The organism is Pseudomonas sp. No.21, assembly GCF_054558415.1.
In genome coordinates this window covers 293,989-318,745 of record NZ_BAAJNO010000007.1, presented here as the reverse complement: position 1 = coordinate 318,745, position 24,757 = coordinate 293,989, and the positions used below count along the sequence as shown (strand labels likewise).

The 24,757-nt window shown below is 68.9% G+C and carries 24 protein-coding genes; 18 read left to right on the top strand and 6 right to left on the bottom strand.

Going from position 1 to position 24,757, the window contains the following annotated elements; all coding sequences use genetic code 11:
- Window positions 1–145: 145 nt before the first annotated feature.
- Window positions 146–589 carry a PAS domain-containing protein gene (locus ACYJSS_RS16730; protein WP_111260035.1) on the bottom strand — a complete coding sequence of 148 codons (444 nt, stop codon included), beginning with the start codon at window positions 587–589 and terminating at the stop codon, window positions 146–148.
- A gap of 102 nt (window positions 590–691) precedes the next feature.
- On the opposite strand from ACYJSS_RS16730, the gene ACYJSS_RS16725 reads away from it, so the two are divergent.
- Complete coding sequence (locus tag ACYJSS_RS16725) at window positions 692–1,144, top strand: flavodoxin (protein WP_111260036.1); 453 nt, start codon at window positions 692–694, stop codon at window positions 1,142–1,144.
- Window positions 1,145–1,166: 22 nt separating this feature from the next.
- Here the strand turns inward: ACYJSS_RS16725 and ACYJSS_RS16720 are convergent, their stop codons facing one another.
- The gene (locus tag ACYJSS_RS16720; RefSeq protein ID WP_111260037.1) at window positions 1,167–2,057 is read right to left on the bottom strand and encodes a LysR family transcriptional regulator; all 891 of its coding nucleotides are present in this window, start codon (window positions 2,055–2,057) and stop codon (window positions 1,167–1,169) included.
- 98 nt (window positions 2,058–2,155) lie between these two features.
- On the opposite strand from ACYJSS_RS16720, the gene ACYJSS_RS16715 reads away from it, so the two are divergent.
- From ACYJSS_RS16715 to ACYJSS_RS16680, 8 genes are all read left to right on the top strand, one after another.
- Entirely contained in the window at window positions 2,156–2,536 is a 381-nt protein-coding gene (locus tag ACYJSS_RS16715) for a CidA/LrgA family protein (RefSeq protein WP_111260038.1), read from the top strand.
- Window positions 2,526–3,212, top strand: coding sequence for an LrgB family protein (locus ACYJSS_RS16710; RefSeq protein ID WP_111260039.1), 687 nt, complete (start codon window positions 2,526–2,528; stop codon window positions 3,210–3,212). Before ACYJSS_RS16715 ends, ACYJSS_RS16710 begins: the two co-directional genes overlap by 11 nt.
- Before the next feature lie 119 nt (window positions 3,213–3,331).
- Window positions 3,332–4,096: a class II aldolase/adducin family protein gene (locus ACYJSS_RS16705; protein WP_178082920.1), complete on the top strand. Its 765-nt coding sequence runs from the start codon at window positions 3,332–3,334 to the stop codon at window positions 4,094–4,096.
- Window positions 4,096–4,980 carry an alpha/beta fold hydrolase gene (locus tag ACYJSS_RS16700; protein ID WP_236205771.1) on the top strand — a complete coding sequence of 295 codons (885 nt, stop codon included), beginning with the start codon at window positions 4,096–4,098 and terminating at the stop codon, window positions 4,978–4,980. Before ACYJSS_RS16705 ends, ACYJSS_RS16700 begins: the two co-directional genes overlap by 1 nt.
- Window positions 4,977–5,507, top strand: a complete 531-nt coding sequence (locus ACYJSS_RS16695) for a DUF1569 domain-containing protein (protein ID WP_236205770.1) — start codon at window positions 4,977–4,979, stop codon at window positions 5,505–5,507. Before ACYJSS_RS16700 ends, ACYJSS_RS16695 begins: the two co-directional genes overlap by 4 nt.
- A gap of 134 nt (window positions 5,508–5,641) precedes the next feature.
- Window positions 5,642–5,893 carry a hypothetical protein gene (locus ACYJSS_RS16690; protein ID WP_236205769.1) on the top strand — a complete coding sequence of 84 codons (252 nt, stop codon included), beginning with the start codon at window positions 5,642–5,644 and terminating at the stop codon, window positions 5,891–5,893.
- 121 nt (window positions 5,894–6,014) lie between these two features.
- Window positions 6,015–6,926: an SDR family oxidoreductase gene (locus ACYJSS_RS16685; RefSeq protein WP_111260043.1), complete on the top strand. Its 912-nt coding sequence runs from the start codon at window positions 6,015–6,017 to the stop codon at window positions 6,924–6,926.
- Between the two features lie 122 nt (window positions 6,927–7,048).
- Complete coding sequence (locus ACYJSS_RS16680; RefSeq protein ID WP_236205768.1) at window positions 7,049–7,819, top strand: crotonase/enoyl-CoA hydratase family protein; 771 nt, start codon at window positions 7,049–7,051, stop codon at window positions 7,817–7,819.
- A gap of 810 nt (window positions 7,820–8,629) precedes the next feature.
- Here the strand turns inward: ACYJSS_RS16680 and ACYJSS_RS16675 are convergent.
- The 3 genes from ACYJSS_RS16675 to ACYJSS_RS16665 form a co-directional block, all read right to left on the bottom strand.
- Window positions 8,630–8,974 (bottom strand): cupin domain-containing protein, encoded by a 345-nt coding sequence (locus tag ACYJSS_RS16675; RefSeq protein WP_236205418.1) that lies wholly within the window; start codon window positions 8,972–8,974, stop codon window positions 8,630–8,632.
- 55 nt (window positions 8,975–9,029) lie between these two features.
- Complete coding sequence (locus tag ACYJSS_RS16670) at window positions 9,030–10,436, bottom strand: NAD(P)/FAD-dependent oxidoreductase (protein WP_236205419.1); 1,407 nt, start codon at window positions 10,434–10,436, stop codon at window positions 9,030–9,032.
- A gap of 128 nt (window positions 10,437–10,564) precedes the next feature.
- Window positions 10,565–11,296, bottom strand: a complete 732-nt coding sequence (locus ACYJSS_RS16665) for a helix-turn-helix domain-containing protein (protein ID WP_111260102.1) — start codon at window positions 11,294–11,296, stop codon at window positions 10,565–10,567.
- 293 nt (window positions 11,297–11,589) lie between these two features.
- On the opposite strand from ACYJSS_RS16665, the gene ACYJSS_RS16660 reads away from it, so the two are divergent.
- The 3 genes from ACYJSS_RS16660 (at window position 11,590) to ACYJSS_RS16650 (ending at window position 17,506) form a co-directional block, all read left to right on the top strand.
- On the top strand, window positions 11,590–13,383 hold the full coding sequence (locus ACYJSS_RS16660) for a DUF1302 domain-containing protein (RefSeq protein ID WP_111260048.1): 1,794 nt from the start codon (window positions 11,590–11,592) through the stop codon (window positions 13,381–13,383).
- 19 nt (window positions 13,384–13,402) lie between these two features.
- Window positions 13,403–14,770 (top strand): DUF1329 domain-containing protein, encoded by a 1,368-nt coding sequence (locus tag ACYJSS_RS16655; protein WP_111260049.1) that lies wholly within the window; start codon window positions 13,403–13,405, stop codon window positions 14,768–14,770.
- Between the two features lie 186 nt (window positions 14,771–14,956).
- Entirely contained in the window at window positions 14,957–17,506 is a 2,550-nt protein-coding gene (locus ACYJSS_RS16650) for a LuxR C-terminal-related transcriptional regulator (protein WP_236205420.1), read from the top strand.
- Window positions 17,507–17,688: 182 nt separating this feature from the next.
- On the opposite strand, the gene ACYJSS_RS16645 is transcribed toward ACYJSS_RS16650, so the two are convergent.
- Window positions 17,689–18,498: a SirB1 family protein gene (locus ACYJSS_RS16645; protein ID WP_236205421.1), complete on the bottom strand. Its 810-nt coding sequence runs from the start codon at window positions 18,496–18,498 to the stop codon at window positions 17,689–17,691.
- A gap of 123 nt (window positions 18,499–18,621) precedes the next feature.
- On the opposite strand from ACYJSS_RS16645, the gene ACYJSS_RS16640 reads away from it, so the two are divergent.
- The 6 genes from ACYJSS_RS16640 to ACYJSS_RS16615 all read left to right on the top strand — a co-directional run bounded on the left by ACYJSS_RS16640 (window position 18,622) and on the right by ACYJSS_RS16615 (window position 24,756).
- On the top strand, window positions 18,622–19,641 hold the full coding sequence (locus ACYJSS_RS16640; RefSeq protein ID WP_236205422.1) for a Leu/Phe/Val dehydrogenase: 1,020 nt from the start codon (window positions 18,622–18,624) through the stop codon (window positions 19,639–19,641).
- Between the two features lie 121 nt (window positions 19,642–19,762).
- On the top strand, window positions 19,763–20,857 hold the full coding sequence (gene pdhA, locus ACYJSS_RS16635) for a pyruvate dehydrogenase (acetyl-transferring) E1 component subunit alpha (protein ID WP_111260053.1): 1,095 nt from the start codon (window positions 19,763–19,765) through the stop codon (window positions 20,855–20,857).
- Window positions 20,850–21,848, top strand: a complete 999-nt coding sequence (locus ACYJSS_RS16630) for an alpha-ketoacid dehydrogenase subunit beta (RefSeq protein ID WP_111260054.1) — start codon at window positions 20,850–20,852, stop codon at window positions 21,846–21,848. Before pdhA ends, ACYJSS_RS16630 begins: the two co-directional genes overlap by 8 nt.
- A gap of 18 nt (window positions 21,849–21,866) precedes the next feature.
- A complete protein-coding gene (locus ACYJSS_RS16625; RefSeq protein WP_236205423.1) occupies window positions 21,867–22,973 on the top strand; it encodes a dihydrolipoamide acetyltransferase family protein in 1,107 nt (368 codons plus the stop codon).
- Between the two features lie 262 nt (window positions 22,974–23,235).
- The gene (locus ACYJSS_RS16620; RefSeq protein ID WP_236205424.1) at window positions 23,236–24,372 is read left to right on the top strand and encodes a PAS domain-containing protein; all 1,137 of its coding nucleotides are present in this window, start codon (window positions 23,236–23,238) and stop codon (window positions 24,370–24,372) included.
- A gap of 9 nt (window positions 24,373–24,381) precedes the next feature.
- Window positions 24,382–24,756: an STAS domain-containing protein gene (locus tag ACYJSS_RS16615; RefSeq protein WP_111260057.1), complete on the top strand. Its 375-nt coding sequence runs from the start codon at window positions 24,382–24,384 to the stop codon at window positions 24,754–24,756.
- The last annotated feature ends 1 nt before the right edge of the window (window position 24,757 follow it).

The window sequence follows — 24,757 nt, the reverse complement described above, 5'->3', positions numbered from 1 at the left end:
TTTATGTACAAGAATCGTCAGTGAACCTTCCAACTGCGCAACCGGCCGCCAACGCGTCCCCCTCCTTGTTCCTCTTCGGCCGCCGGTCTTTTATTCCCACAGGACGCCTCGCCTCGCGCGGGGCGTCCTGTCTCGTTTCCGCCGCTCAGCCCTTGGCCGCCAGCTCCGCCTTCAAGGCCGCCACTTCCGCCTCCAGCTCGCGGACCCGCTGCCGGGCCTCGATCTCGGGCGTGACGTTCTTCTGGATGCCGATGAAATAGGTCAACTGGTCACCCTCGTTGAACACGGGGGTGATCGACAGCTCGTTCCAGAAGGGGCTGCCGTCCTTGCGGTAGTTGCGCAGGATCTGCCGGCACGGTTCGCCCTTGCGGATCGCCTGGCGGATGGCGGCGAGGCCGATCTGGTCGCGGTCCTCGCCCTGCAGGAAACGGCAGTCCTGGTAGAGGATGTCGTCGCGGGCGTAGCCGGTGAGTTGCTCGAAGGCGCGGTTGGCGTAGATGAGGATGTTGTCCTCGCCCTCCTGCTCGGCGACGACGATGCCGTCGTTGGACGCGTCGATCACCAGTTGCAGCAGCTTGGCGTTGATCATGTAGAGGCTCTCGGTTCGGTGGCTCCGAGATTCTAAGACATCGGCCCAGGCTTTCCACTTGCGGCATAATGCGCGCCGTTTGCCAACGTTTCAGGAGTTGTCATGAAAGTCGCCATTCTCTCCGGGTCGGTCTACGGCACCGCCGAAGAAGTTGCCCGCCATGCCGAGCGCCTGCTCAAGGCCGCCGGTTTCGAGGCCTGGCACAAGGCCCACATGGGGCTCGACGAGCTCAAGGCCTTTGCCCCGGACGCCTTCCTCACCGTGACCTCGACCACCGGCATGGGCGAACTGCCGGACAACCTGCTGCCGCTCTACCACAGCATCCGCGACCAGCTCCCCGACTGGCGTGGCCGCCCCGGCGCCGTGCTGGCCCTGGGCGACTCCAGCTACGACCAGTTCTGCGGGGGAGGCGAGCAGGTGCGCGAGCTCTACGCCGAGCTGGGCATCCGTGAAGTCGTGGAAATGCTGCGCGTGGACTCCAGTGAGACCGTGACCCCCGAAGTCGACGCCGAGCCCTGGATCGCCGGGCTCATCCAGGCCCTGCGCGGCGCCTGATCCCGCCCTGATCGCGGCCCGGTCAGAGCCGGGCCAGCGGTCCCTTCTCCCGCAACAACGCCAGCCAGGCCTGCGCCGCCTTCGACAGGTAGCCGCCGCGTCGCCAGACGAAGGCGATGTCCCAGCGCAGGTCCGGTTCGCGCAGGGGCAGCCGGATGATCCCCGGCCGTTCCAGCTGGCGGGCGACGATGCGCGGCAGCAGCACCACCCCCTGGCCGGCCGCCACCAGCGCGGCGAGGAAGTCTGCCTGGCCGCTGCGCCCGGCCTCGCGCGGGGTGAAGCCGGCCTGCTTGCAGGCCTGCAGCAGGCGGTCGTTGAGGGTGAAGCTCTGCTGGTAGAGCAGGAAGGCCGAGTCGGCGAGCTGCGCCAGGGCCAGGCTTTGCTGGTCGTGCAGGGGATGGTCGGCCGGCAGCAGCACGTCCAGCGGCTCGTTGCAGAACGGCTGGTGGTCGAACGCCGGGTCGGTGGGCGTGAGGCTCCCGCTGAGTTCCAGTTCGCCCTGCAGGATGGCCTGCTCCAGCAGCTTGCTGCCGCCCTCGGCGAGGTGCACGTTGATGTTCGGGTAGCGCCGCCGGTATTCGCTGAACAGCTCGGCGAACAGCACCTCGCCCCCCAGCAGCGGCAGGCCCAGGCGCAACTCGCCGCGCTTGAGCTGGCTGAGGTCGTGGAGCTCGCTGTGCAGGTCCTGGCGCAGGCGCAGCATCTCCTCGGCGCGGCGCAGCACCAGCGCGCCGGCCTCGGTCAGGCGCAGGTGCGGGCCGTTGCGCTCGAGCAGTTGCACGTCGAGGCGCTGCTCCAGCTGCGCGACCTGTTTGCTGATGGTCGACTGGGTGGCGTGCAGGGCGCGCCCGGCCTGGGTGAAGCCGCCCTGGCGGACGACCTCGACGAAGCTGCGGAGCTGGTTGAATTCCATTGAGGTATTCCAGTTTCGAATGGCGGCAAGTCGAACAATTCGCTTTTGGGATGATAGGCGTCGCCCTAAGCTGGTGACCAGTCCCGGAGTCACCCGCCATGCCCCGTCTCATGCACCTTTCCCGTCTTTGCCTGCAGCTCGCCGTGCTCATCGGCCTCTACCTGCTCGGCTGCCAGATCGCCACCTGGCTCGCCTGGCCGATTCCGGGCGGGGTGATCGGCCTCGGCCTGCTGCTCGCCGCCTTCGCCAGCGGCCGGGTACAACCGGCCGCGCTGCAACTGGGCGCCGGCCTGCTGATGGCGGAGATGCTGCTGTTCTTCATCCCCGCCCTGATGAGCCTGCTGGACTACGGCGCCCTGCTGCGCAGCGAGGGCTGGCGCATCCTCCTGGTGATCGGCGCCAGCACCCTGATGGTGATGCTCGCCACCGCGCTGACCGTCGAGTTCGTCTGCCGCTGGAGCGACCGTCATGAACATTGAGCCCATGTCCTGGTTCTGGCTGGCGCTGACCCTGGGCGGCTACCTGTTCAGCCGCTGGCTGTACCGGCGCAGCGGGCGCTACCTGCTGTCGCCGCTGATCCTGGTGCCGGCGCTGCTGCTGGCCGTGGCGGTGCCGCTGCACACCGGCTACGCCGAGTACTCCGGCGCCACCCACTGGCTGATGCTGCTGCTCGGCCCGGCCACCGTGGCCTTCGCCGTGCCCATCTGGCAGCAGCGCGCCTTGCTGGTGCGGCACTGGCCGGCGTTGTCCCTGGGCATGCTCATGGGCAGCAGCGTCGCCATCGCCAGTTCCTGGTGGCTGGCCCACGCGCTGGCCCTGGAAGCCTCGGTGAGCCTGTCGCTGGTGCCGCGCTCGATCACCACGCCCTTCGCCATGCCGCTGGCCCAGGGGCTGGGTGGCGTGCCCGAGCTCACCGCGGTGTTCGTGATGGTCACCGGCGTCTTCGGCGCCCTGGCCGGCAGCCTGCTGATCCGCTGGCTGCCCCTGCGCAGCAGCCTCGCGCGGGGCGCGCTGTTGGGCGTCGGCGCCCACGGCGCGGGCGTCAGCCGGGCCCGGGAGGTGGGGGGCGAGGAAGGCACCGTGGCCGGCCTGGTGATGGTGCTGATGGGCCTGCTCAACCTCTTCGCCGCGCCCCTGGTGGCTGTCCTGTTGTGACTCCTGCGGTCATTCGGATGGCTGCCAAGGCGACTATCGGATCGCCGCGCCCTCGCTAGACTCCTGGGTCATTGCACACAACAAGAACCGAGGTGATCGCCGTGACCGCTGCCCAACCCCTGCACCCGAACTCCGTCAAGGACCAGGTTTCCGCTGCCGAGTGGCAGACCCGCGTCGACCTCGCCGCCTGCTACCGGCTCATCGCCCTGTACGGCTGGGACGACCTGATCTTCACCCACATCTCCGCCAAGGTGCCCGGCACCGAAGACTTCCTCATCAACCCCTATGGGCTGATGTTCCACGAGATCACCGCCTCCAGCCTGGTGAAGGTGGACCTGGCCGGCAACAAGCTGATGGACAGCCCCTACGACATCAACCCGGCCGGCTACACCATCCACAGCGCCGTGCACGAGGTGCGCCACGACGCCGCCTGCGTGCTGCACATCCACACCCCGGCCGGCATCGCCGTCTCGGCACAGAAGCAGGGCCTGCTGCCCTTGTCCCAGCAGTCGCTGTTCGTGCTCGCCAGCCTGGCTTACCACCAGTACGAGGGCGTGGCGCTGAACCACGAGGAGAAGGCCCGCCTGCAGGCCGACCTGGGCAACGCCAACTTCCTGATCCTGCCCAATCACGGCCTGCTCACCGCCTTCGGCAGCATCGCCGACGCCTTCCTCGGCATGTTCACCCTGCAGCGCGCCTGCGAGATCCAGGTCATGGCCCAGAGCGGCGGCGCCGAGCTCATCCACATCCCGCAGCAGATCCTCGACGGCGCCCGGGCGATGATCGCCGGCGTGATGAAGACCTCCTCCGGCATGGGGGGCGCGCTGCCTTGGCCGGCATTGCTGCGCAAGCTGGACCTGCAGAACCCGGGATACGCCGACTGATGGCCCTGCCGGGCATCCCCCTGGGCGACTGGCGCGCCCAGGGACGCGACCTGCTGTTCCACCGCCACCGCATCCGCTACTGGGAAGCCGGGCAGGGCGAGCCGCTGCTGCTCATCCACGGCTTCCCCACCGCCTCCTGGGACTGGCACTACATCTGGGGGCCGCTGGCCGAGCGCTACCGGGTGATCGCCTGCGACATGCTCGGCTTCGGCGATTCCGACAAGCCCCGTGGCCACGACTACCGGCTGCTGGAGCAGGCCGACCTGCAACTGGCGCTGCTGCGCCACCTGGGCATCTCCGGGCCGGTGCACCTGCTGGCCCATGACTATGGCGACAGCGTCGCCCAGGAGCTGCTGGCGCGGCACCACGAGGGGCGCTGCGTGCTCGGCAGTTGCGTGTTCCTCAACGGCGGCCTGTTCCCCGAGACGCACCGCCCGGTGCTGGTGCAGAAGCTGTTGCTCAGCCCGCTGGGGCCGCTGATCGGCCGGGGGTTCTCCCGCGCCAAGCTGGGGGCCAACTTCGGCAAGGTGTTCGGCCCCGCGACCCAGCCGTCGGAGGCGGAGCTCGACGACTTCTGGAGCTTGATCGCCCAGCAGCAGGGGCCGCGCGTCATGCACCGGCTGATCCGCTACATCCCCGAACGCCGCGAGCAGCGCGACCGCTGGGTGGCCGCCATGCAGAAGGGCGCTTTGCCGCTGCGGGTGATCGATGGCGCGGTGGACCCGATCTCCGGGGCGCACATGGTGGCGCGTTACCGCGAGCTGATCCCGCAGCCGGACACCGTGCTGCTCGACGGCATCGGCCACTACCCGCAGACCGAGGCGCCCGAAGCGGTGCTGGAGCACTACCTGGCCTTCCGCCAGGGGCTGGAGGTGCGCCCGTGAACCGTCGGCAACTGCTGAAACTGACCGCTGTCGCCGGCGTGGCCGGCGCCGGAGCCGGCTTCTGGGCGCTGCCCCGGGGGCCGCAGCCCGGTGTCACGGACCTTGCCGACGCCCAGCGGGTATTGGCGGGCCTGGCCGACAGGGCGCTGGTGAGCGTGCGCGGCTGGAGCCCGGCCGAGGTGTTCAACCACTGCGCGCAGAGCATCGAGTACTCCATGAGCGGCTACCCCGTACTCAAGCCGGCCTGGTTCCGTGGCAGCGTCGGGCCCCTGGCCTTCGGCGTGTTCGCCACGCGCGGCGCCATGCGTCACGCGTTGGACGAGGCCATTCCGGGGGCCCAGCCCCTCGACCAGCCCGCATCCCAGGCCCAGGCGCTGGCCCGGCTGCAACGGGCCTTCGCCGATTTCGCCAGTTACCGGGGCGAGCTCAAGCCGCACTTCGCCTACGGTGCGCTGGACCCTGCGGATTACGCCCGAGCCCATGTGATGCATCTCTACGACCACCTGAACCTGATCCGATCGGCGTAGGGCGGTCGATTTTCCGAGGCATCCGTCAGCCCCTGTCGGAATCCCCCGGCAGCCGTGGCTGGCCGGGTTTCCTAGCATCGCGACTCCACTCAACGACGATTCGCCGGGCCCTCGCCCGGCGCCTGGAGATCGCAATGCTCTACAAGCTGCTGGTGTTGCTGCACCCCTTCGTCCAGGGGCCGGGGCGGCCCCTCGCGTTTCTTCTCCTGCTGGGCAGCATCGGCCTGGTGGTCTACGGCTGCTATTACGAGAGCAGCCCGCGCATCTGGTGGTCCGCGGCAGGTGCTTTCGCAAGTTGCCTGGCGCTGACGCTGCTTTGCACCTTCCATGGCTGGTGGCTGTTCAAGCTGCGGCCGCGGGGGCGGATCTTCATGCCCTTCGAGTGACGGCCCCGGAGTCATCCCCTGGCGTTATCAGCCACCATTCATGCCCGCTGCCTTACTTGTGAGGCGGGCCCGGGCTGCAGGAAACTCGGCCGATACCAAAAACTGCCCTGGAGTCCATTGCATGAGCGAGTCGATCCGTTTCGAAGACAAAGTGGTCATAGTCACCGGCGCCGGTGGTGGCCTTGGCCGCGCCCATGCCCTGCTGTTCGCCAAGCACGGTGCCAAGGTGGTGGTGAACGACCTGGGCGGCAGCACCCATGGCGAGGGCGCCAACGCCTCGGCGGCCGACCGCGTGGTGGCCGAGATCCGCGAAGCGGGCGGCACCGCCGTGGCCAACCATGACTCGGTCACCGACGGCGACAAGATCGTGCAGACCGCCCTCGACAGCTTCGGCCGCATCGACGTGGTGGTGAACAACGCCGGCATCCTGCGTGACAAGACCTTCCACAAGATGGACGACGCCGACTGGGACCTGGTCTACAAGGTCCACGTCGAAGGCGCCTACAAGGTGACCCGCGCCGCCTGGCCGCACCTGCGTGAGCAGGGCTTCGGCCGGGTGATCTTCACCTCCTCCACTTCCGGCATCTACGGCAACTTCGGCCAGTCCAACTACGGCATGGCCAAGCTCGGCCTCTACGGCCTGACCCGCACCCTGGCGATCGAGGGCCGCAAGAACAACATCCTGGTCAACGCCATCGCCCCCACCGGCGGCACCCGCATGACCGAAGGCCTGATCCCGCCGCAGGTGTTCGAGCAGCTCAAGCCCGAGCTGGTCAGCCCGCTGGTGGTCTACCTCGGCAGCGAGCAGTGCCAGGAAACCTCCGGCCTGTTCGAAGTGGGCGGCGGCTGGATCGGCAAGGTGCGCTGGGAACGCAGCCTGGGCGCCGGCTTCGATCCGCGCGAAGGCTTCAGCGTCGAGGACGTGGCCGCCAGCTGGAAGCAGATCTGCGACTTCGAAGGCGCCGCCCACCCGGCGGACAACGTCGAGGCGCTGAAGGAAATGATGGCCAACCTGCAGAAATACGTGGGTTGATCCCGCCAGACTCCTAGGGAGTTCCGCCAGCGGGCTGAACATCTCCCCGGGGACGCACTATGTTGAAGGCCGTCAACCTTGCCGGCCTTTTTCATGCCCGTGTTTCAACCCGAGGAGTCCCGATGAGCATCCGAGTCGAGAAGAACGGCCCCGTCACCACCCTGACCATCGACCGCCCGCAGGTGCGCAACGCCGTCGACCGGCCCACCGCCGAGGGGCTGGCCGATGCCCTGCGTGCCTTCGAGGCGGACGACGAGGCGCGTGTGGCAGTGCTCACCGGTGCGGGCGGCACCTTCTGTGCGGGGGCGGACCTGGCGGCGGTGGCCGAGGATGGCGAGCGGCGCAACCGCCTGGAGGTGGACGGCGACGGGCCCATGGGGCCGAGCCGCATGCAACTCGCCAAGCCGCTGATCGCCGCCATCGAGGGCCATGCCGTGGCTGGCGGCCTGGAGCTGGCGCTGCTGGCGGACCTGCGGGTGGTGGCCGAGGACGCGGTGCTCGGCGTGTTCTGCCGGCGCTTCGGCGTACCGCTGATCGATGGCGGCACCGTGCGCCTGCCGCGCATCGTCGGCCAGGGGCGGGCGCTGGACCTGATCCTCACCGGCCGCCCGGTGCAGGCCGACGAAGCACTCGCCATGGGCCTGGCCAACCGCGTGGTGCCGCCCGGCTCGGCACTGGAGGCGGCGCAAGCCCTGGCCCTTGAGATCGCCGCCTTTCCGCAGCGCTGCATGCTCGCCGACCGCGCCAGCGCCTACGCCCAGTGGCAGCTGCCGTTCGAGGCGGCCATCGCCAACGAATTCGAGGGCGGGCTCGAGGTTATCCACAGCGGCGAGACCCGCGCTGGCGCCCAGGCGTTCAGCGCCGGGAAAGGCCGTCACGGGCAGTTTTCCTGACGGCGGGCCGTCATCCGCCGAACCCCGTCCGTGGGAGCGAATTCATTCGCGAATGGGCAGGCTTGGTGCGACCGATGGCGTTCGTTTGGTGGAGGTAAAAAGCGACCTCCACCCTACGCCTGGCATCCGCCCCGGCCCTTCCCGGGGGCGAATTCATTGGCTCTGTCTGCGTTAAGTGTTGCTAGATGATTTGAGTCCAGCTGATTGCCGAGCTCTGGTGATGTTTCTGGTTTCGCCCCCCCGGGCGAGTCCCTTTTCCAATCGCTGGAACGCCAGCCCGGTGAAAAGGAACCAAAAAACTTGCCCCATCATCCGGCCCGACTGCGTCGGGTTCCCTCACTCCATCGCCGTTACTCGCTACGCTCGCCCTTCGGGCCGCACTGAAGTGCGTTCGCCGCAAGCGTCGTCTGGGGGCCGGCGCGATGGGCCATCCATGGCCTGGCGCGCCTCTCGCGGCATCCATGCCGCTCGTCCCCCGGCGCAACAACTGCGTTCGGCCTCCTGGAGGGGCGTTGGCGGCTGCTCCAACTTCTTCGTCCAGCGCATCGCCACGTGGTGCGCACGGGCTTTCGTAGGATGGTGTAGAGCGGAGCGAAACCCATGCGGTGGGGCGCGCGACCCCTTGGGTGCCCGAAAATAATCGTGCTTGAGCGCTTGCATTAAAACCACAACAGCTAACGCCGACAGAGCCAATTCATTCGCGAATGGGCAGGCTCGGTGCGACCGATGGCGTTCGTTTGGTGGAGGTAAAAAGCTACCTCCACCCTGGCATCCGCCCAGGAGTTGCGCTCCCGGGCTGTACCGCCAGAGTCAGCGGCTGATGATCACGTAGGTCTTGCGCAGGGTTTCCTTCACATCCCAGATGCCCAGGCTGTTGGCGGGCAGCAGCAGGGCGTCGCCGGCCTTGATCTCGATGGGCTCGCCGCCGTCCGGGGTGAAGGTGCAGCTGCCGTGGGTGAAGTGGCAGAACTCCTGCTCGAGGATCTGCCGGCGGAACTTGCCGGGGCTGCATTCCCAGACGCCGGTTTCCACGCCGTCGGTGCGCTCCACCGAGTGCACGCGGGTATGCGGCACGGGCTCGCCGACCGGCACGGGCACCGGCGCCGGCGCAGAGAGTTGCAGGTCGTGGGTGTTCTTCAGCAGGGTGGCTTTCATGCAAGGGCTTCCAGTCTGGTGGTCGTGTCGGTGCGCGGGGGCCGGCATTGCCGGCTCAGCGCATCAGGCTTTCCATGAACCCGGCCAGGCGGCTGGCCAGGGCGCGGCGCCAGGGGGCGCTCTGGGGGTTGGCCAGCACCCGGTCCTCGTGGACGAAGCTGCGGATGATGGCGTTGTAGCCAAGCCAGCGGCAGGGCTCCGGCTCCCAGGCGGAGAGTCGGTTCAGCGGCCCGTCGCCCAGCACCCAGGGCTGGCGGGTGAGCAGGGTCTCGCGGCCGAGGATCAGGTCGGCCAGGGTGCGGCCGCCGAGGTTGGTCGCCCCCACGCCTTCGCCGCCGTAGCCGCCGGAGAGGGCGATGCCGCTGGCGCGGTCCACCAGCATGTGCGGCTGGAAGCGCCGGGCCATACCCAGGTTGCCGCCCCAGCTGTGGGTCAGGCGCACGTTGCGCAGCATCGGGAACAGTTCGCCGAACAGGTAGCGGCGCAGGGCGATCTCGTCGTCGTCGAGCTGGAAGTTCTCCCGCAGCTTGCCGCCGAAGCGGTAGCCGCCGCGGGCACCGAAGACCAGGCGGTTGTCGGCGGTGCGCTGGCCGTAGGTGACCTGGCGGCTGTTCTCGCTGAAGGCCTGGCCCTGTTCCAGGCCGATCTCGGCCCAGGTGGATTCCGGCAACGGCTCGGTGCCCACCAGCAGGCTCTGCACCGGCAACTGGTAGCGGCCGAGCGGGGGCAGGGCGGCGGCATAGCCTTCGATGGCGGGCACCACCCAGTGGGCCTTCACCTCGCCCTGCAGGGTGGTGATGCGCCCGGGCTGCCAGTCGGTGACGCGGCTCTGCTCGAACAGTTGCACGCCCATGCGCTCGACGGTACGGGCCAGGCCGCGCACCAGGCGTGCCGGCTGGATGGTCGCGCAGTGGGGCGTGAAGATGCCGCCCAGGGCGCCGGCCACGCGGATCTGCCGGCCCAGTTCGGGCGGCGTCAGCCAGCGGTAGTCGTCCTCGCCCAGGCCTTCGGCGTGCAGGTCGCGCAGTTGCTGGCGCAGGCGCACTTCCTGCTCGGGGTAGCGGGCCGCGCAATAGAGCACGCCGCCCTTGCGGTAGTCGCAGTCGATGCCTTCGCGCTGCAGCACCTCGGCCACTTCGTCGGGGATGCCGTGGAGCAGGTCGAAGGAGGTGCGGCGCTCCTCGCGGGAGAGCTTCGCCAGGGCGCGGTCCTCGCCCAGCAGGTTGCCCATCAGCCAGCCGCCGTTGCGCCCGCTGGCACCGAAACCGGCGATCTCGGCCTCGAGTATGGCGATGCGCAGCTCGGGGGCCTGGCGCTTGAGGTAGTAGGCGGTCCACAGGCCGGTGTAGCCGGCGCCAATGATGGCGACATCCACCTCCAGGCTGCCGCCCAGGGCGGGGCGTGGGGTGAGCGGCTCATCGAGCTGGTCCATCCACAGGCTGATCGATTGCCAGGCCGGCATAGCGGGGCTCCCAGTTGGAAAGGTTCGGATGGCGGCAAGACTAGAAGCTGGCGCGGGCGTTGTCGTGCGTGCGTGCACGCCGGGACTCGATGCGCAGGCGGGCTGCGCACGGTGCGGCGAGCCGACGCCTAGCCGTCCTGGCGCAGCTGCTTGAGGTAGGCCTTCGGCGACAGCCCCGTGTGCTGGCGGAAGCAGCGGTAGAAGGCCGACAGCGAGTTGAAGCCGGCGGCGAAGGCCATCTCGTCGATGCGCGGCGAGGCCGGCCCCTGCTTCAGCTGCGCCAGCAGATGCTGCAGGCGTGCCTGGTTGACGTACTGGTAGAAGCTCTGGCCGAGCATCTGGTTGAGCAGGTAGGAGATCTGGTTGCGCGTGTAGCCGGTGGCGGCGGCGACCTGATGCAGGTCCAGCGCCGGGTCGAGGTAGGGCTGGCTGCGCTGGAAATAGTCCTCCAGGTCCCGCGCCAGCAGGCTCAGTTGGCGGGCCGAGAGGCCCAGGCGGCTGGCGGCGGGACGTTGCACGCGGTCGCCGGGCTCGGCCTTGGCCTGGATCAGCAGGGCGTATTCGTTGATCCGCCAGATCAGGCCGTCACGCACGGTAATGGCCTCGCTGGTACGAAAGGTACCGCTGTGGCCCAGGCGCAGGCTGTACTGGATGAACGCGGTATCGCCGTCGACACGGATGCGGTCGCTGTGCACCAGGAACTCGTCCGGCCCGCTGGGCATGGTGGCGCGTACATAGTCGCCGAGCTCCGCCAGGTGCAGGCAGCGGTTCTGGAAGTAGTCGTTGTATTCCACGTCGGGGTGGTAGAGCGCCAGCACCGCGTCGATGTCGCGGTCCTTCCAGCTGAGGTGGTAACGCATCACCACTTCGCGGGTGGCGGCAGTTTCGTGATCGTGCTCGGTCATGGTCGTTCGGGAATCGGCAAGTGGCTCAGGATGCCAAAGCGCTGGCCGCGAGGGTAGGGGGCGGCTGAAGTTCCATCCATGCTCTCGATGGTGCGCCATAGCGCCGCCGGATAATGGCCCGGCAAGGAGTGTTCCAGAGCATGGATTCACTCTTTCGAGCTACAGGATGAATCCCTCCTTGGTGCGCTTATCGCCTGTGCGGGTGACTGGTTAGGGTGTGCTCCTCCTTCACCAACCAGGAAAGCCGCATGACAAAAACAACAATGCGCGCAGTTTTCCGGCCGCACGCGCTGGCCGCCGCCGTAGCCATGGGATTTGCCACCCAGGCCCACGCCGTCAACTTCAACATCGGCGAGATCGAAGGGCAGTTCGACTCCTCGCTGTCGGTGGGTGCCAGCTGGTCCATGCGCGGCGCCGACCCGGATCTGGTCAGCACCGTGAACGGCGGCAAGGGCCAGTCGTCCACCGGTGACGACGGCCGCCTCAACTTCAAGAAGGGCGAGACCTTCTCGAAGATCTTCAAGGGCATCCACGACCTGGAGCTGAAGTACGGCGACACCGGCGTCTTCGTCCGTGGCAAGTACTGGTACGACTTCGAGCTGAAGGACGAGAACCGCCAGTTCAAGGACATCAGCGACCACAACCGCAAGGAAGGCTCCAAGTCCGCCGGCGCCCAACTGCTCGACGCCTTCGTCTACCACAACTACAGCATCGCCGACCTGCCGGGTAACGTGCGCGTGGGCAAGCAGGTGGTGAGCTGGGGCGAGAGCACCTTCATCGGCAACAGCATCAACTCGATCAACCCGGTCGACGTCTCCGCCTTCCGCCGCCCCGGCGCGGAGATCAAGGAGGGCCTGATCCCGGTCAACATGTTCTACCTGTCCCAGACCCTGACCGACCAGCTCAGCGTCGAGGCCTTCTACCAGCTCGAATGGGACCAGACCGTCCTCGACAACTGCGGCACCTTCTTCGGCGGCGACGTGGCCTCCGACGGCTGCGAGACCGGCTACACCGTGGGTTCGCCCGCCATCGCCCCGCTGCAGCCCGTCGCGGCCGCCTTCGGCCAGGGCTTCGACGTCACCTCCGAGGGCGTGATCCTGCCCCGCGCCGGCGACCGTGACGCCCGTGACGGCGGCCAGTTCGGCGCAGCCCTGCGCTGGCTGGGCGACGAGACCGAGTACGGCCTGTACTTCATGAACTACCACAGCCGCACCCCGTTCGTGGGCACCAAGACGGCTGGCGCCGCGACCCTCGCCGCACTGCCCGGCATCATCGGCACCGCCAACGGCATCGTCCCCGGCTCCGGTGCGGGCCTCGCGCAGAGCACCATGCTCGGCAATGGCCGCTACTACCTGGAATACCCCGAGGACATCCAGCTCTACGGCCTGAGCTTCTCCACCACCCTGCCCACCGGCACGGCCTGGAGCGGCGAGATCAGCTACCGCCCGAACGCGCCGATCCAGCTCAACACCAACGACGTGACCCTGGCCCTGGTCAACCCGATCGCCGGCGGCACCGCCTCGCCGATCGCCACGGCGCCGGGCGCCGACAACACCGGCTACAAGCGCAAGGAAATCACCCAGGCCCAGACCACCCTGACCCACTTCATCGACCAGGTCCTGGGCGCCGAGCGCCTGACCCTGGTGGGCGAAGTCGGCGTGGTGCACGTCGGCGGCCTGGAGAATGCCCGCGAGCTGCGCTACGGCCGCGACTCGGTGTATGGCGCCTACGGCTTCGGCGGCGACACCCACGGGTTCGTCACCAGCACCTCCTGGGGCTACCGCACCCGGGCCATCCTCGACTACAGCAACGTCGTCGCCGGCATCAACCTGAAGCCGAACCTGGCCTGGTCCCATGACGTCGACGGCTACGGCCCCAACGGCCTGTTCAACGAGGGTGCCAAGGCGCTCAGCATCGGTGTCGATGCCGACTACCAGAACACCTACACCGCCAGCCTCAGCTACACGGACTTCTTCGGTGGCAAGTACAACACCCTGGTCGACCGCGACTTCCTCGCCCTCAGCTTCGGCATGAACTTCTGAGTGAACAGAGAACATGACTATGCGTAAGACGATCCTGCACAGCACCGCCCTGGTTCTCAGCCTGCTCGCCGCCAACGTGATGGCCGCCGTGTCCGCCGATGAAGCGGCCAAGCTCGGCACCAGCCTCACCCCGCTGGGTGCGGAGAAGGCCGGTAACGCCGACGGCAGCATTCCCGAATGGACCGGTGGCATCGGCAAGGACGCCGGCGCGGTGGACGCCAAGGGCTTCCTCGCCGACCCCTTCGCCAGCGAGAAACCGCTGTTCACCATCACCGCCGCCAACGTCGACCAGTACAAGGACAAGCTGTCCGACGGCCAGGTGGCGATGTTCAAGCGCTACCCCGAGACCTACAAGATCCCGGTCTACCCGACCCACCGCACCGTCGCCGTACCCGCCGCGGTCAACGAGGCGGCGAAGAAAAGCGCCGTCACCGTGCAGCCGATCAACGACGGCAACGGCCTGGCCAACTTCGCCGACAGCCGCTACTACGCCTTCCCGATTCCGAAGAACGGCGTGGAAGTGATCTGGAACCACATCACCCGCTACCGTGGCGGCAACCTGCGCCGGATCATCACTCAGGCCACGCCCCAGGTGAATGGCTCCTACACGCCGATCCGCTTCGAGGAAGAAGTGGCCGTGCCCCAGGAAATGCCGGACCTGCCGGCCGGCAAGGGCGAGAACGTGCTGCTGTTCTTCAAGCAGCAGGTGACCGCGCCGTCGCGCCTGGCCGGTAACGTCCTGCTGGTGCACGAGACCCTGGACCAGGTGAAGGAACCGCGCCTGGCGTGGATCTACAACGCCGGCCAGCGCCGTGTGCGCCGTGCGCCCCAGGTCGCCTACGATGGCCCGGGTACCGCCTCCGACGGCCTGCGCACCTCCGACAACTTCGACATGTTCTCCGGCGCCCCGGATCGCTACGACTGGAAGCTGGTGGGCAAGAAGGAGATGTACATCCCCTACAACAGCTACAAGCTGGACTCGCCCTCGCTCAAGTACGACGACGTGATCAAGGCCGGCCACATCAACCAGGACCTGACCCGCTACGAGCTGCATCGCGTCTGGGAAGTGGTCGCCACCGTGAAGAGCGGCGAGCGCCACATCTACGCCAAGCGCCACATGTACATCGACGAAGACAGCTGGCAGGTGGCCCTGGTCGACCACTACGACGGCCGTGGCCAGCTGTGGCGCGTCGCCGAGGGTCACGCCCAGTTCTATTACAACCAGCAGGTGCCGGCCTACACCCTGGAAGCCCTGTACGACATCATCGCCGGCCGCTACCTGGCCCTGGGCATGAAGAACGAAGAGAAGCACAGCTTCGAGTTCGGCTTCGTCGGCAAGGCCGCCGACTACACCCCGGCCGCCCTGCGCAACGCCGGCGTGCGCTGATGCCCCACACGCACAGGGATGTGCGTGACCCTGTCTTGTTGTCGTGACGCTCCCTTGCGAGGCGGCCTTTGGCCGCCTTTTTTATGAGCGTGGATCAGTGCCCTGAATGATCCTTCAAGGTGCGCGCCGCAGAGGCCTAGGCTGGCGCCCCGAGCAGCCCGAACAAGAACAACTGAGGCGTGCCGCATGTCCGCCATGACCCGTTTCGATTCCCACGCCTACCTGCCGCGCCTGCCCGCGCTGCATGTCCCGCGGCCGCGCCTCTGCGACGCCCTGGTCGCCTCCTCGGCGCGCCTGCGCCTGCTCTGCGCCCCGGCCGGCAGTGGCAAGAGCGTGTTGCTGATGGAATGCGTGCAACGCTGCCCGGCCGATCATTCGGTGCACTGGTTGCCGCTGGGAGGCGTGGCCCTCTCGCCGGCGGGCTTGTGTGCCGGCCTCGCGGCGGTCATGGGGCTGGAGGAGTCGGAGGAGACCTGCGTGCAGCGCGCCCTGGCCCAGTGGACGACGCCCGGCTGGATCATCCTCGACGACTATTGCCGCCAGCCCAACCCCGAACTCGACGCCTGCCTCGACCGCCTGCTGACCACCAGCAGCCCGGCGCTGCGCTGGTGGATCAGCGGCCGGCGGCGCCCGGCCTGCAACCTGCCGCGCCTGCTGATCGACGGCGAGCTGCTGGAGCTGGACGCCGCCGCCCTGGCGCTTAACGCCGAGGAACTGGCCCGGCTGCTGGAGCCGTCGCGCCACGGCTGGCCCAACGATGCGCCGGCGCGCCTGCTGGAAAGCACCGGCGGCTGGTGCGCCGGCGTGCGCATGGCGCTGCTGGAACCGGTGGACTGGGGCTTTGCCGACCCGCTGCAGCGCGGCGGCCATTCCGCCACCCTGGCCGCCTACCTCGACCACGAGCTCTTCGCCGGCCTCGGTCCCGAGCAGGCCGAGGCCTGGCTCGCCCTCGCGCACCTGCCGCGCTTCAACGCCGCCCTGTGCGAACACCTCTTCGGCCCCGGTGATGGCGCCCGCCTGCTGCGTGACCTCGACGCCCTGGGCAGCTTCATCGAACCCCTGGGCGATGCCCCCGGCTGGTTCCGCATCTTCGCCCCGCTTGCCCTGCAGATGCGCAACCGCGACGCCCACTCCGGGCGTGGCTGGCACCTGCGCGCCTGCCAGTGGTTCGCCGCCGAAGGCGACTGGCAGGCCGCTGCCGAACACGCCCTGGAAGCCGAGCAGCCCGAGGCCGCCGTCAGCCTGCTGCAGCACTTCGGTGTGCAGCACCTGTTCCAGGGACGCAACGTCGCCCTGTTGCTGCGCCTGCACCAGGAAGTGGAAGAAAGCCTGCTGCTGGTCTCCCCGCATTCCCTGCGCCTGCTGGCAGGGGCGCTGCTGTTCTCCGGCAAGCTCGATGAGGCCGCGCGCTGCATCGCCGAGCAGGGCCGCTTCCTGCCCCAGCCCGATGCCGAGCGGCAGCGCGAGCTGGTGGCCTACTGGCAGGCCCAGTACGGCCTGCTCGCCCACCTCCAGGGCGACGGCCCCGGCGCGCGCCTGCACCTGGCCGAGGCGCTGGCGACCCTGGGCGACGACGCCTGGGAACAGAAGCTGATCTGCTATTCCGGCCTCACCCAGCAGGCGTTGCTGGCCGGTGATCTGGATGTCGCCCAGGAGCTGAGCCGCGAGGCCCTGCAACTGGCGCGCAGCCACGGCAGCCTGCTGCTGGAGGCCTTCCTCGAACTGGACCACTCGCAGCTGCTGGAACATCGCGGCGCCCTGCTGCGCGCCGACGCGGTACTCGAGCGCGCCCAGGAATTCCTCATGGGGCAGGGCCGCAACGCCAGCCCGCTGCTCGGCCGCCTGGCCTTGCGTCGCGGGCGCCTGGCCCTGCGCCAGGGGCGTGACGAGGAGGCCCGCAAGCACTACCAGTACGGGCTGCAGGAAGCGCGCAACTGCGGCGATTACCGCGCCCTGTTCGGCTACCTCGGCCTGGCCACGCTGGACGCCAACCGCCGCGAGTTCGACCGCGCCTTCGACCGCCTGCGCGAAGCCGAGCGGCTGATGCAGATGCGCCACATCCCCGAGCGGGTCTACCGTGCCGTGCTCCTGCAGGTCAGCAGCAGCCTGCTGCTGATGCAGGGCCGGGCCGGCCAGGCCCGCCACGCGCTGCTGCGGGTGCTGCGGCACTTCCGTGGCGAGAATGCGGTGCAGGCACCGCCCGCGACCCTCGACCTGATCCCGCGCATCGAGTGGCAGCTGGCCCTGGCCGAACTCTACGAAGGCGAGGCCTTCAACGCCCGCCAGCGCCTGCTGGGCCAGTTGCACAAGGCCCGGGAGAACGGCATGCACGCCCTGGAAGTGGAAATCCACCTGGCCCTGGCCGAGGCGGAATACCTCGGTGGCGACCTGGCCCAGGCCGCCGCCACCCTGCGCGACGGCCTGACCCTGGCCGAACAGTTCAACCTGCAACAACCCCTGCGCGAACTGCAGCTGCGCCAACCGGCCATGCTCAAGGCGCTGGACATGGACCCGGGCGAGGAGCCCGATGACAGCCTCGCCGGTGGCCCGTTGAGCCAGCGCGAGCTGGAAGTGCTCGGGCTGATCGCCCAGGGCAGCTCCAACCAGGAAATCGCCGAGCGCCTGTTCATCTCCCTGCACACCGTCAAGACCCATGCCCGGCGCATCAACGGCAAGCTCGGCGTCAAGCGCCGCACCCAGGCGGTCGCCCACGCCAAGGCGCTGGGCTTGATGTAGGCCAGGGACGCGTGGTCGCTGGGTGGGGGCGTGTAATTCCTGGCCGTGCAACGATGGGTTTCGTGGGGCTCTACCCATCCTGCGCAGGGGTCACGTTCACTCCGTGGTTAGGGGGCGTTCCTGCAGTTCGTAGGATGGTGTAGAGCGACGCGAAACCCATCACCACGGAGCGACAGGCCCACTCAGTGCAACGCCGGCGCCGCCGCCTGCCCCAGCTGCTCCAGGCGCTGGGTCAGCAGCAGGCGCTGGGCCGGGTCTTCGCAGAGCAACAGGGCGTGCTGCAGGTCGAAGCGTTCGGCCTGGGGGCATTCCAGTTGCTTGTAGATGTCGGCGCGGGAGAGGTGGTCCACCAGGTTGGCGGTGCCGAGCTCCAGCACCCGCTCGGCGTCCTTCAGCGCCTCCAGCGGCTTCTCCGCCTGCAGATGCAGCTGGCGCAGGTTGCGTGACAGCCGTTGCAGCTGCTCGCGGGGGGTGCAGGGTTGCAGGTGGCCGGCCTGGAGTTCGGCCTTGGGGCCGAGGTTGCGCAGCAGCAGCTCGCGGCAGTCGCGGGTATAGAGGCGGCGCCCACCGCAGGGGTCGAGCAGGTGATCGGCACCGGGCACCCGCAGCAGGAAGTGCCCGGGAAAGTTCACCCCCACCAGCGGCACGTCCAGGCGCCGGGCCAGCTCAAGGGCCAGCAGGGCGAGGGACAACGGCTGCCCGCGGCGGCGCAGCAACACCTGGTCCAGCAGCGCGGCACGGGGGCGCAGCGGCTGGTCGTCGTCCTCGTTGAAGTCCAGCTCGCTGAGGCGGCGCAGCAGCGGTTGCGCCAACTCCACCGCCGGCAGTTGCGGCAGGCCGGCGGCCACCTGCTGGGCGAGGCCGGCGACATCACGCATCAGTGCCGCCGGGTTCACTGCTGGCTCATGCTCGGCAGCGATCCAGAACGCCGCTTCCAGGGTCGCGGGCGGGTCGGCTTCAAGGCAGGCGAGGCAGTGTTGGCGGGGGGTCATGAGGCATCTCCAGTTCGCCTCAGGTTTGTAGCCGGCCCCTGGATTTTCGTCCAGTGGGCGGGCGGCGACCCGCTGCGGCGGCTGACGCCTATACTGGCTCCTAAAGTCAGCAAGGGGCTCGCCATGTTCAGCATGATGGAGGCCGCGCGGCTCGAAGCGCTGCACCTCGCCCAGGATCCGGTCACCGGGCTCCGCGCCGTCATCGCCATCCACGACACCCGGCTCGGCCCGGCGCTGGGTGGCTGCCGATACCTGGCCTACCCCAATGAAGAAAGCGCCATCCGCGACGCCATCCGCCTCGCCCAAGGCATGAGCTACAAGGCCGCGCTCGCCGGCCTCGAGCAGGGCGGTGGCAAGGCGGTGATCATGCGTCCCGCCCATGTGGATGACCGCGCCGCGCTGTTCGAAGCCTTCGGCCGCATGATCGAGTCCCTGGGCGGGCGCTACATCACCGCGGTGGACAGCGGCACCTCCAGCGCCGACATGGATTGCATCGCCCAGCAGACCCGCCACGTCACCAGCACCAGTTCCGCCGGCGACCCCTCGCCGCACACCGCCATGGGCGTGTTCGCCGGCATCCGCGCCAGCGCCCGGGCGCGCCTCGGCAGCGACGACCTCGAAGGCCTGCGCGTGGCCATCCAGGGGCTCGGCAACGTCGGCTTCGCCCTTGCCGAGCAACTGGTGGCGGCCGGCGCCGAGCTGCTGGTCAGTGACCTCGACCCCGGCCGCGTGCAACTGGCGGTGGAGCAACTCGGCGCCCAGCCGGTGGCCAGCGAAGCGCTGCTCACCACGCCCTGCGACATCCTCGCCCCCTGCGGCCTGGGCGGCGTGCTCAACCCGCAGACCATCCCCCAGCTGCGTTGCGCGGCGGTGGCGGGCGCGGCGAACAACCAACTGGCCAGCACCGACAGCGCCGACGGGCTGGAGGCCCGCGGCATCCTCTACGCCCCCGACTACGTGATCAATTCCGGCGGGCTCATCTACGTCGCCCTCAGGCACAAGGGTGACGAACTGCCCGCCATCACCGCGCACCTGTCGCGCATCGGTCAGCGCCTGACCGAAATCTACGCCCACGCCCAGGCCGACAAGCGCTCACCCGCGCGCGTCGCCGATGCCCTGGCGGAGCGCCTGCTCAACCGTTGAGCGGGGCCTCCCGCGCCCGTCGCGGGAGCCGGGACCAGGGCCGTGATCCGGCCCGCCGTCCCCCATGCGGCGCCACGAGCGCCGCCACCCTTGAAGCACCCATGAGGTGAGGAGGAGTGACATGCACAACCCACGGATCGACATCCCCTACACGCGCCACCTGGACCCCGAAGGGCGCCTGCTCGGCGAATTGCCCGCCTGGGCCGACGACTTCAACCTGCTGACCCGGCTCTACCGGCAGATGGTCCTGACCCGCCTGTTCGACCAGAAGGCCGTGGCCCTGCAGCGCACCGGCCGCATCGGCACCTACGCGCCGACCCTCGGCCAGGAGGCGATCGGCGTCGCCATCGGCAGCCTGATGCGCAAGGAGGACGTGCTGGTGCCCTACTACCGCGACACTGCCGTGCAGCTCATGCGTGGCGTGCGCATGGAGGAGATCCTCCTCTACTGGGGCGGCGACGAACGCGGCAGCGCCTACGCCGACCCGGCCGTGGCGCAGGACTTCCCGCTCTGCGTGCCCATCGCCACCCAGGCCCTGCACGCCTGCGGGGTGGCCACCGCGTTCAAGATCCGTGGCCAGCACCGGGTCGCCGTCACCACCTGCGGCGACGGCGCCACCAGCAAGGGCGACTTCCTCGAAGCGCTCAACGTCGCCGGTGCCTGGCAGCTGCCCATGGTCTTCGTGGTCAACAACAACCAGTGGGCCATCTCGGTGCCGCGCAGCATCCAGTGCGGCGCCGCCACCCTGGCGCAGAAGGCCATCGGCGCCGGCTTCCCCGGCGAGCAGGTGGACGGCAACGACATGCTCGCCGTCTACGACCGCATGCGCGCGGCGCTGGACCGGGCCCGCCACGGCAAGGGCCCGGTGCTGCTGGAGTGCATCAGCTACCGCCTGGGCGATCACACCACCGCCGACGACGCCACCCGCTACCGCAGCGCCGACGAGGTGAAGAAGGCCTGGCAGGAGGAACCCATCAAGCGCCTGCAGGCCTACCTCGCCGCCAGCGCGGTGTGGGACGAGGGCCGCGAGCAGGCGCTCATCGCCGAGTGCCAGAAAGAGGTCCAGGCGGCGGTGGAGCGCTTCGAGGCGGCCGGCAACCAGCCGGTGGAATCCGTCATCGACCATGTCTATGCCCGCTGGCCGACGCCCCTGTCCGAGCAGCGCGAAATGCTCCTGGAGCGGGCTGCCCGTCGCGAGGTGACCCGCCATGAATAAGCCTGTGACCCTGGAAAGGCGCGCCCTGCTGGAAGCCGTCAACCTGGCCCTGCACCGCGCCATGCAAGAGGACGAGAACGTCGTCGTGCTGGGCGAGGACGTCGGCGTCAACGGCGGCGTGTTCCGCGCCACCCTCGGCCTGCGCGAGGCCTTCGGCTTCAAGCGGGTGATCGACACGCCGCTGGCGGAAACCATGATCGCCGGGCTCTGCGTCGGCATGGCTGCCCAGGGCCTGAAGCCGGTGATGGAAATCCAGTTCCTCGGCTTCATCTACGCCGCCATGGAGCACCTGGTGTCCCACGCCAGCCGCATGCGCAACCGCACCCGGGGCCGCCTCGGCTGCTCCATGGTGCTGCGCAGCCCCATGGGCGCCGGCATCCGTGCGCCGGAACACCACAGCGAGAGCACCGAGGCGATCTTCGCCCAGATCCCCGGCGTGCGCGTGGTCATCCCCTCGTCACCGGCCCGCGCCTACGGCCTGCTGCTGGCGGCCATCGACGACCCGGACCCGGTGGTCTTCCTCGAGCCCACGCGGCTGTATCGGATGAATCCGCAACCCCTGGTGGACGACGGCCAGCGCCTGCCCCTGGACAGCTGCTTCACCCTGCGCGAGGGCGCCGACATCACCCTCGTCAGCTGGGGCGCCAGCGTCCACGAGACCCTGCAGGCCGCGCAGCGCCTGGAGGAGCAGGGCATCAGCGCCGAGGTGATCGACGTCGCCTGCATCAAGCCCCTGGACCTCGACACCCTCGAAGCCTCGGTGCGCAAGACCGGGCGCTGCGTGATCGTGCACGAGGCGCCGCGCTCCTGCGGGGTGGGCGCTGAGATCGCCGCCAGCCTCTACGAACGGGCACTGCTCGATTTGCAGGCGCCGATCCAGCGCGTCACCGCGCCGGATATCCCGCCGCCCCTGTACCGCCTGGAGCAGCTCTACATCCCCAGCCCCGAGGACATCCTCGCGGCCTGCGAACTGGTGCTGGACTACGCCTGACGAGCCGAGGAGACGACCATGAAGCATTTCAAACTGCCCGACCTTGGCGAAGGCCTGCAGGAGGCCGAGATCGTCGAGTGGCACATCAAGGCCGGCGACAGCGTGCACGCCGACCAGCTGGTGGTCTCGGTGGAAACCGCCAAGGCCCTGGTGGACATCCCCGCGCCTCACGACGGCGTGGTGGCCAAGCTGTTCGGCCGCGAGGGCGACATCCTCCATGTCGGCGAGCCGCTGCTGGCCTACGAGGGCGAAGACAGCGACGCCGGCACCGTGGTCGGCCGCCTGGAGGGCGGAGGCGATGCCCGTGCCGACGCCTTCTTCGTCGGCGCCGCCCCCTCCACCCGCGAACACCTCGCGCCCCGTGCCACCCCGGCGGTGCGCCAGCTGGCGCAACGGCTGGGTGTCGAGCTGGCCGGGCTGCAGGGCAGCGGCGCGGAAGGCCTGGTCACCCGCGCCGATGTCGAGGCCGCCGCGCAGAGCGCCCGCGACCGCTTCGGTGGCGAGCGCCTGCGCGGGGTGCGCCGCAGCATGGCGATCAACATGGCGCGTTCCCACGCCGAGGTGGTGCCGGTAACGATCTACGGCGACGCCGACCTGCACCGCTGGGAACGGGCGCGTGATCCGCTGATCCGCCTCGGCAAGGCCATCGCCGCCGCCTGCCAGGTGGAGCCCATCCTCAACAGCTGGTTCGATGGCCGCGTGCTGTCCATCCGCCGGCATGACAAGCTCGACCTCGGCATCGCCATCGACACGCCGGACGGCCTGTTCGTCCCGGTGCTGCGCGATGTGGGCGGGCGCAGCGCCGAAGACCTCAAGGCCGGCATGGCGCGGCTGCGCGCGGACGTCCAGGCGCGCTCCATCCCGCCGCAGGAAATGATGGGCGCGACCCTCACCCTGTCCAACTTCGGCACCCTGTTCGGCCGCTACGCCAACCCGGTGGTGGTGCCGCCCCAGGTGGCGATCATCGGTGCCGGCGGCATCCGCGACGAAGTGGTGGCCTGGGAGGGCAAGCCGGCGGTGCACCCGATCCTGCCGCTGTCGCTGACCTTCGACCACCGTGCCGTCACCGGCGGCGAGGCCGCGCGCTTCCTCAAGGCGCTGGTGGCGGCGCTGGAGCAACCCTGACCCATCGAGCCCCAGGGATGGGGCGACCGAGCTTCGCGCCTCACCAGTCCATAGCCCGTTCCATCGCCCCCGGCGAAGCGCCGGTCGGGTGTTTGGCGCTGCCCCCTCGCAATCGGTGCCGCTGGGCTATAACTCCTGTAGCCCTGAGTCAACACCTCTTCCTCTCGGAGAGACCATGGACGTTCAAGCCTCCTCTGATCAGTTCGACTCTGCTTCTGCTTTTGCCTTTGCTCAGGCCCAGTTGGGCGCCGTCGATCAGGTGATGACCCGTTTGGAGGTCTCCCCGGACGGGCGGATACTGGACGCCAATCCACGCTTGCTCCGTGTCACGGGGTACGACCTGGCCGACCTTCGCGGTCAGTCCCATCGCATCCTGCTTCCTCCCGAGGAGAGCCGCTCCCCGGCCTACGAGGCGCTCTGGGAAAACCTGCGCAACGGCCAGGCCTGGGAGGGGGAGCTCCACTACCGCGACAGCCAGGGGCGGGACGTCTGGCTGCGGGGCGGCTGTTGCCCGTTGCAGGATGCCGAGGGCCGCACCCAGCGCATCCTCGAGTACGCCATCGACCTGACCGAGAAGAAGCAGGCCACCGCCAACTTCGAAGGCCAGATCAATGCCCTGAGCCGGGTCATGGGCAAGGTGGAGTTCGCCCTGGACGGCACCATCCTCGACGCCAACCCGCGCTTCCTGGAGACCGTGGGCTACCAGCTGGAGGAGTTGAAGGGCCAGCACCACCGCCTTCTGGTGGACCCGGACTACGCCCAGTCGGCGGACTACCGCGCCTTCTGGGACACCCTGCGGCGCGGCGAGTACCTGGCCGGCGAGTTCTGCCGGGTGGCGAAGGACGGGCACGAGGTCTGGATCCAGGGCTCCTACAACCCGGTGCTGGACCTGGACCGCAAGCCCTGCAAGATCGTCAAGTTCGCCACCGACATCACCGCCCAGGTCGAGCAGAACCGCCGTCTCAAGCAGGCGATGGAGGAGGCCGAGGAGGCTGCCCGGGTGCGCGAGGAGCTGCACAAGTCGCTGCAGGAGATGTCCACCCCGGTCACCCCCATCTGGGACGGCATCCTCCTCCTGCCCCTGGTGGGCATCATCGACTCCATGCGCACCGCCGACGTCATGAACAAGTCGCTGACCAAGATCGCCGAGACCCGTGCCCGGGTCTTCGTGCTGGACATCGCCGGCGTCGCCACGGTGGACACCGGCGTCGCCAACCAGCTGATCAAGATCACCAAGGCCACCCAGTTCATGGGCTGCGAGGCGATCATCTCCGGGGTGTCCCCGGCCATCGCCCGGACCATGGTGGAACTGGGCGTCTCGGTGGGCGACATCCGCACCACCGCCACCCTGCGCGACGCCTTCGAGATCGCCCTCAAGCGAGTCGGGTCCGCGCTCTAGGAGGCGGTCATGGAGCTGGAAAGCAACGACCTGGGCATCGCCGACGTCGCCGATTGCATCGTCGTCAGCATGCGCCCGGACCTGGGCGACGAGGGCATGCAGCGCTTCATGCAGGTGCTGTCGCAACGCCTGCTCTCGGGGCGCCAGCATGCCGTGCTGCTGGATTTCTCGGCGGTCACGCTGCTCGACCACCACGAGTTCAAGCAAGTGCGCAAGGTGGCCGACGTGTGCCGCCTGCTCGGCGCGAACTGCCTGCTGGTGGGCCTGAATCCCGGGATCGCTGCCTTCCTCGCATTGGCCGATGCCGACCCCGGCCCGTTGCGCTGCTTCATCGACATGGACGACGCCCTGGCCCACGCGCGCAGCTGCAAGGGAGCGGCCTAGG

Excerpts from the sequence above, each read along its gene's own strand:
- ACYJSS_RS16730 (WP_111260035.1), bottom strand. The coding sequence starts at position 589 with ATGATCAACGCCAAGCTGCTGCAACTGGTGATCGACGCGTCCAACGAC.
- ACYJSS_RS16725 (WP_111260036.1), top strand. The coding sequence starts at position 692 with ATGAAAGTCGCCATTCTCTCCGGGTCGGTCTACGGCACCGCCGAAGAA.
- ACYJSS_RS16720 (WP_111260037.1), bottom strand. The coding sequence starts at position 2,057 with ATGGAATTCAACCAGCTCCGCAGCTTCGTCGAGGTCGTCCGCCAGGGC.
- ACYJSS_RS16715 (WP_111260038.1), top strand. The coding sequence starts at position 2,156 with ATGCCCCGTCTCATGCACCTTTCCCGTCTTTGCCTGCAGCTCGCCGTG.
- ACYJSS_RS16710 (WP_111260039.1), top strand. The coding sequence starts at position 2,526 with ATGAACATTGAGCCCATGTCCTGGTTCTGGCTGGCGCTGACCCTGGGC.
- ACYJSS_RS16700 (WP_236205771.1), top strand. The coding sequence starts at position 4,096 with ATGGCCCTGCCGGGCATCCCCCTGGGCGACTGGCGCGCCCAGGGACGC.
- ACYJSS_RS16690 (WP_236205769.1), top strand. The coding sequence starts at position 5,642 with ATGCTCTACAAGCTGCTGGTGTTGCTGCACCCCTTCGTCCAGGGGCCG.
- ACYJSS_RS16685 (WP_111260043.1), top strand. The coding sequence starts at position 6,015 with ATGAGCGAGTCGATCCGTTTCGAAGACAAAGTGGTCATAGTCACCGGC.
- ACYJSS_RS16680 (WP_236205768.1), top strand. The coding sequence starts at position 7,049 with ATGAGCATCCGAGTCGAGAAGAACGGCCCCGTCACCACCCTGACCATC.
- ACYJSS_RS16675 (WP_236205418.1), bottom strand. The coding sequence starts at position 8,974 with ATGAAAGCCACCCTGCTGAAGAACACCCACGACCTGCAACTCTCTGCG.
- ACYJSS_RS16670 (WP_236205419.1), bottom strand. The coding sequence starts at position 10,436 with ATGCCGGCCTGGCAATCGATCAGCCTGTGGATGGACCAGCTCGATGAG.
- ACYJSS_RS16665 (WP_111260102.1), bottom strand. The coding sequence starts at position 11,296 with ATGCGTTACCACCTCAGCTGGAAGGACCGCGACATCGACGCGGTGCTG.
- ACYJSS_RS16660 (WP_111260048.1), top strand. The coding sequence starts at position 11,590 with ATGACAAAAACAACAATGCGCGCAGTTTTCCGGCCGCACGCGCTGGCC.
- ACYJSS_RS16655 (WP_111260049.1), top strand. The coding sequence starts at position 13,403 with ATGCGTAAGACGATCCTGCACAGCACCGCCCTGGTTCTCAGCCTGCTC.
- ACYJSS_RS16650 (WP_236205420.1), top strand. The coding sequence starts at position 14,957 with ATGTCCGCCATGACCCGTTTCGATTCCCACGCCTACCTGCCGCGCCTG.
- ACYJSS_RS16645 (WP_236205421.1), bottom strand. The coding sequence starts at position 18,498 with ATGACCCCCCGCCAACACTGCCTCGCCTGCCTTGAAGCCGACCCGCCC.
- ACYJSS_RS16640 (WP_236205422.1), top strand. The coding sequence starts at position 18,622 with ATGTTCAGCATGATGGAGGCCGCGCGGCTCGAAGCGCTGCACCTCGCC.
- pdhA (WP_111260053.1), top strand. The coding sequence starts at position 19,763 with ATGCACAACCCACGGATCGACATCCCCTACACGCGCCACCTGGACCCC.
- ACYJSS_RS16630 (WP_111260054.1), top strand. The coding sequence starts at position 20,850 with ATGAATAAGCCTGTGACCCTGGAAAGGCGCGCCCTGCTGGAAGCCGTC.
- ACYJSS_RS16625 (WP_236205423.1), top strand. The coding sequence starts at position 21,867 with ATGAAGCATTTCAAACTGCCCGACCTTGGCGAAGGCCTGCAGGAGGCC.
- ACYJSS_RS16620 (WP_236205424.1), top strand. The coding sequence starts at position 23,236 with ATGACCCGTTTGGAGGTCTCCCCGGACGGGCGGATACTGGACGCCAAT.
- ACYJSS_RS16615 (WP_111260057.1), top strand. The coding sequence starts at position 24,382 with ATGGAGCTGGAAAGCAACGACCTGGGCATCGCCGACGTCGCCGATTGC.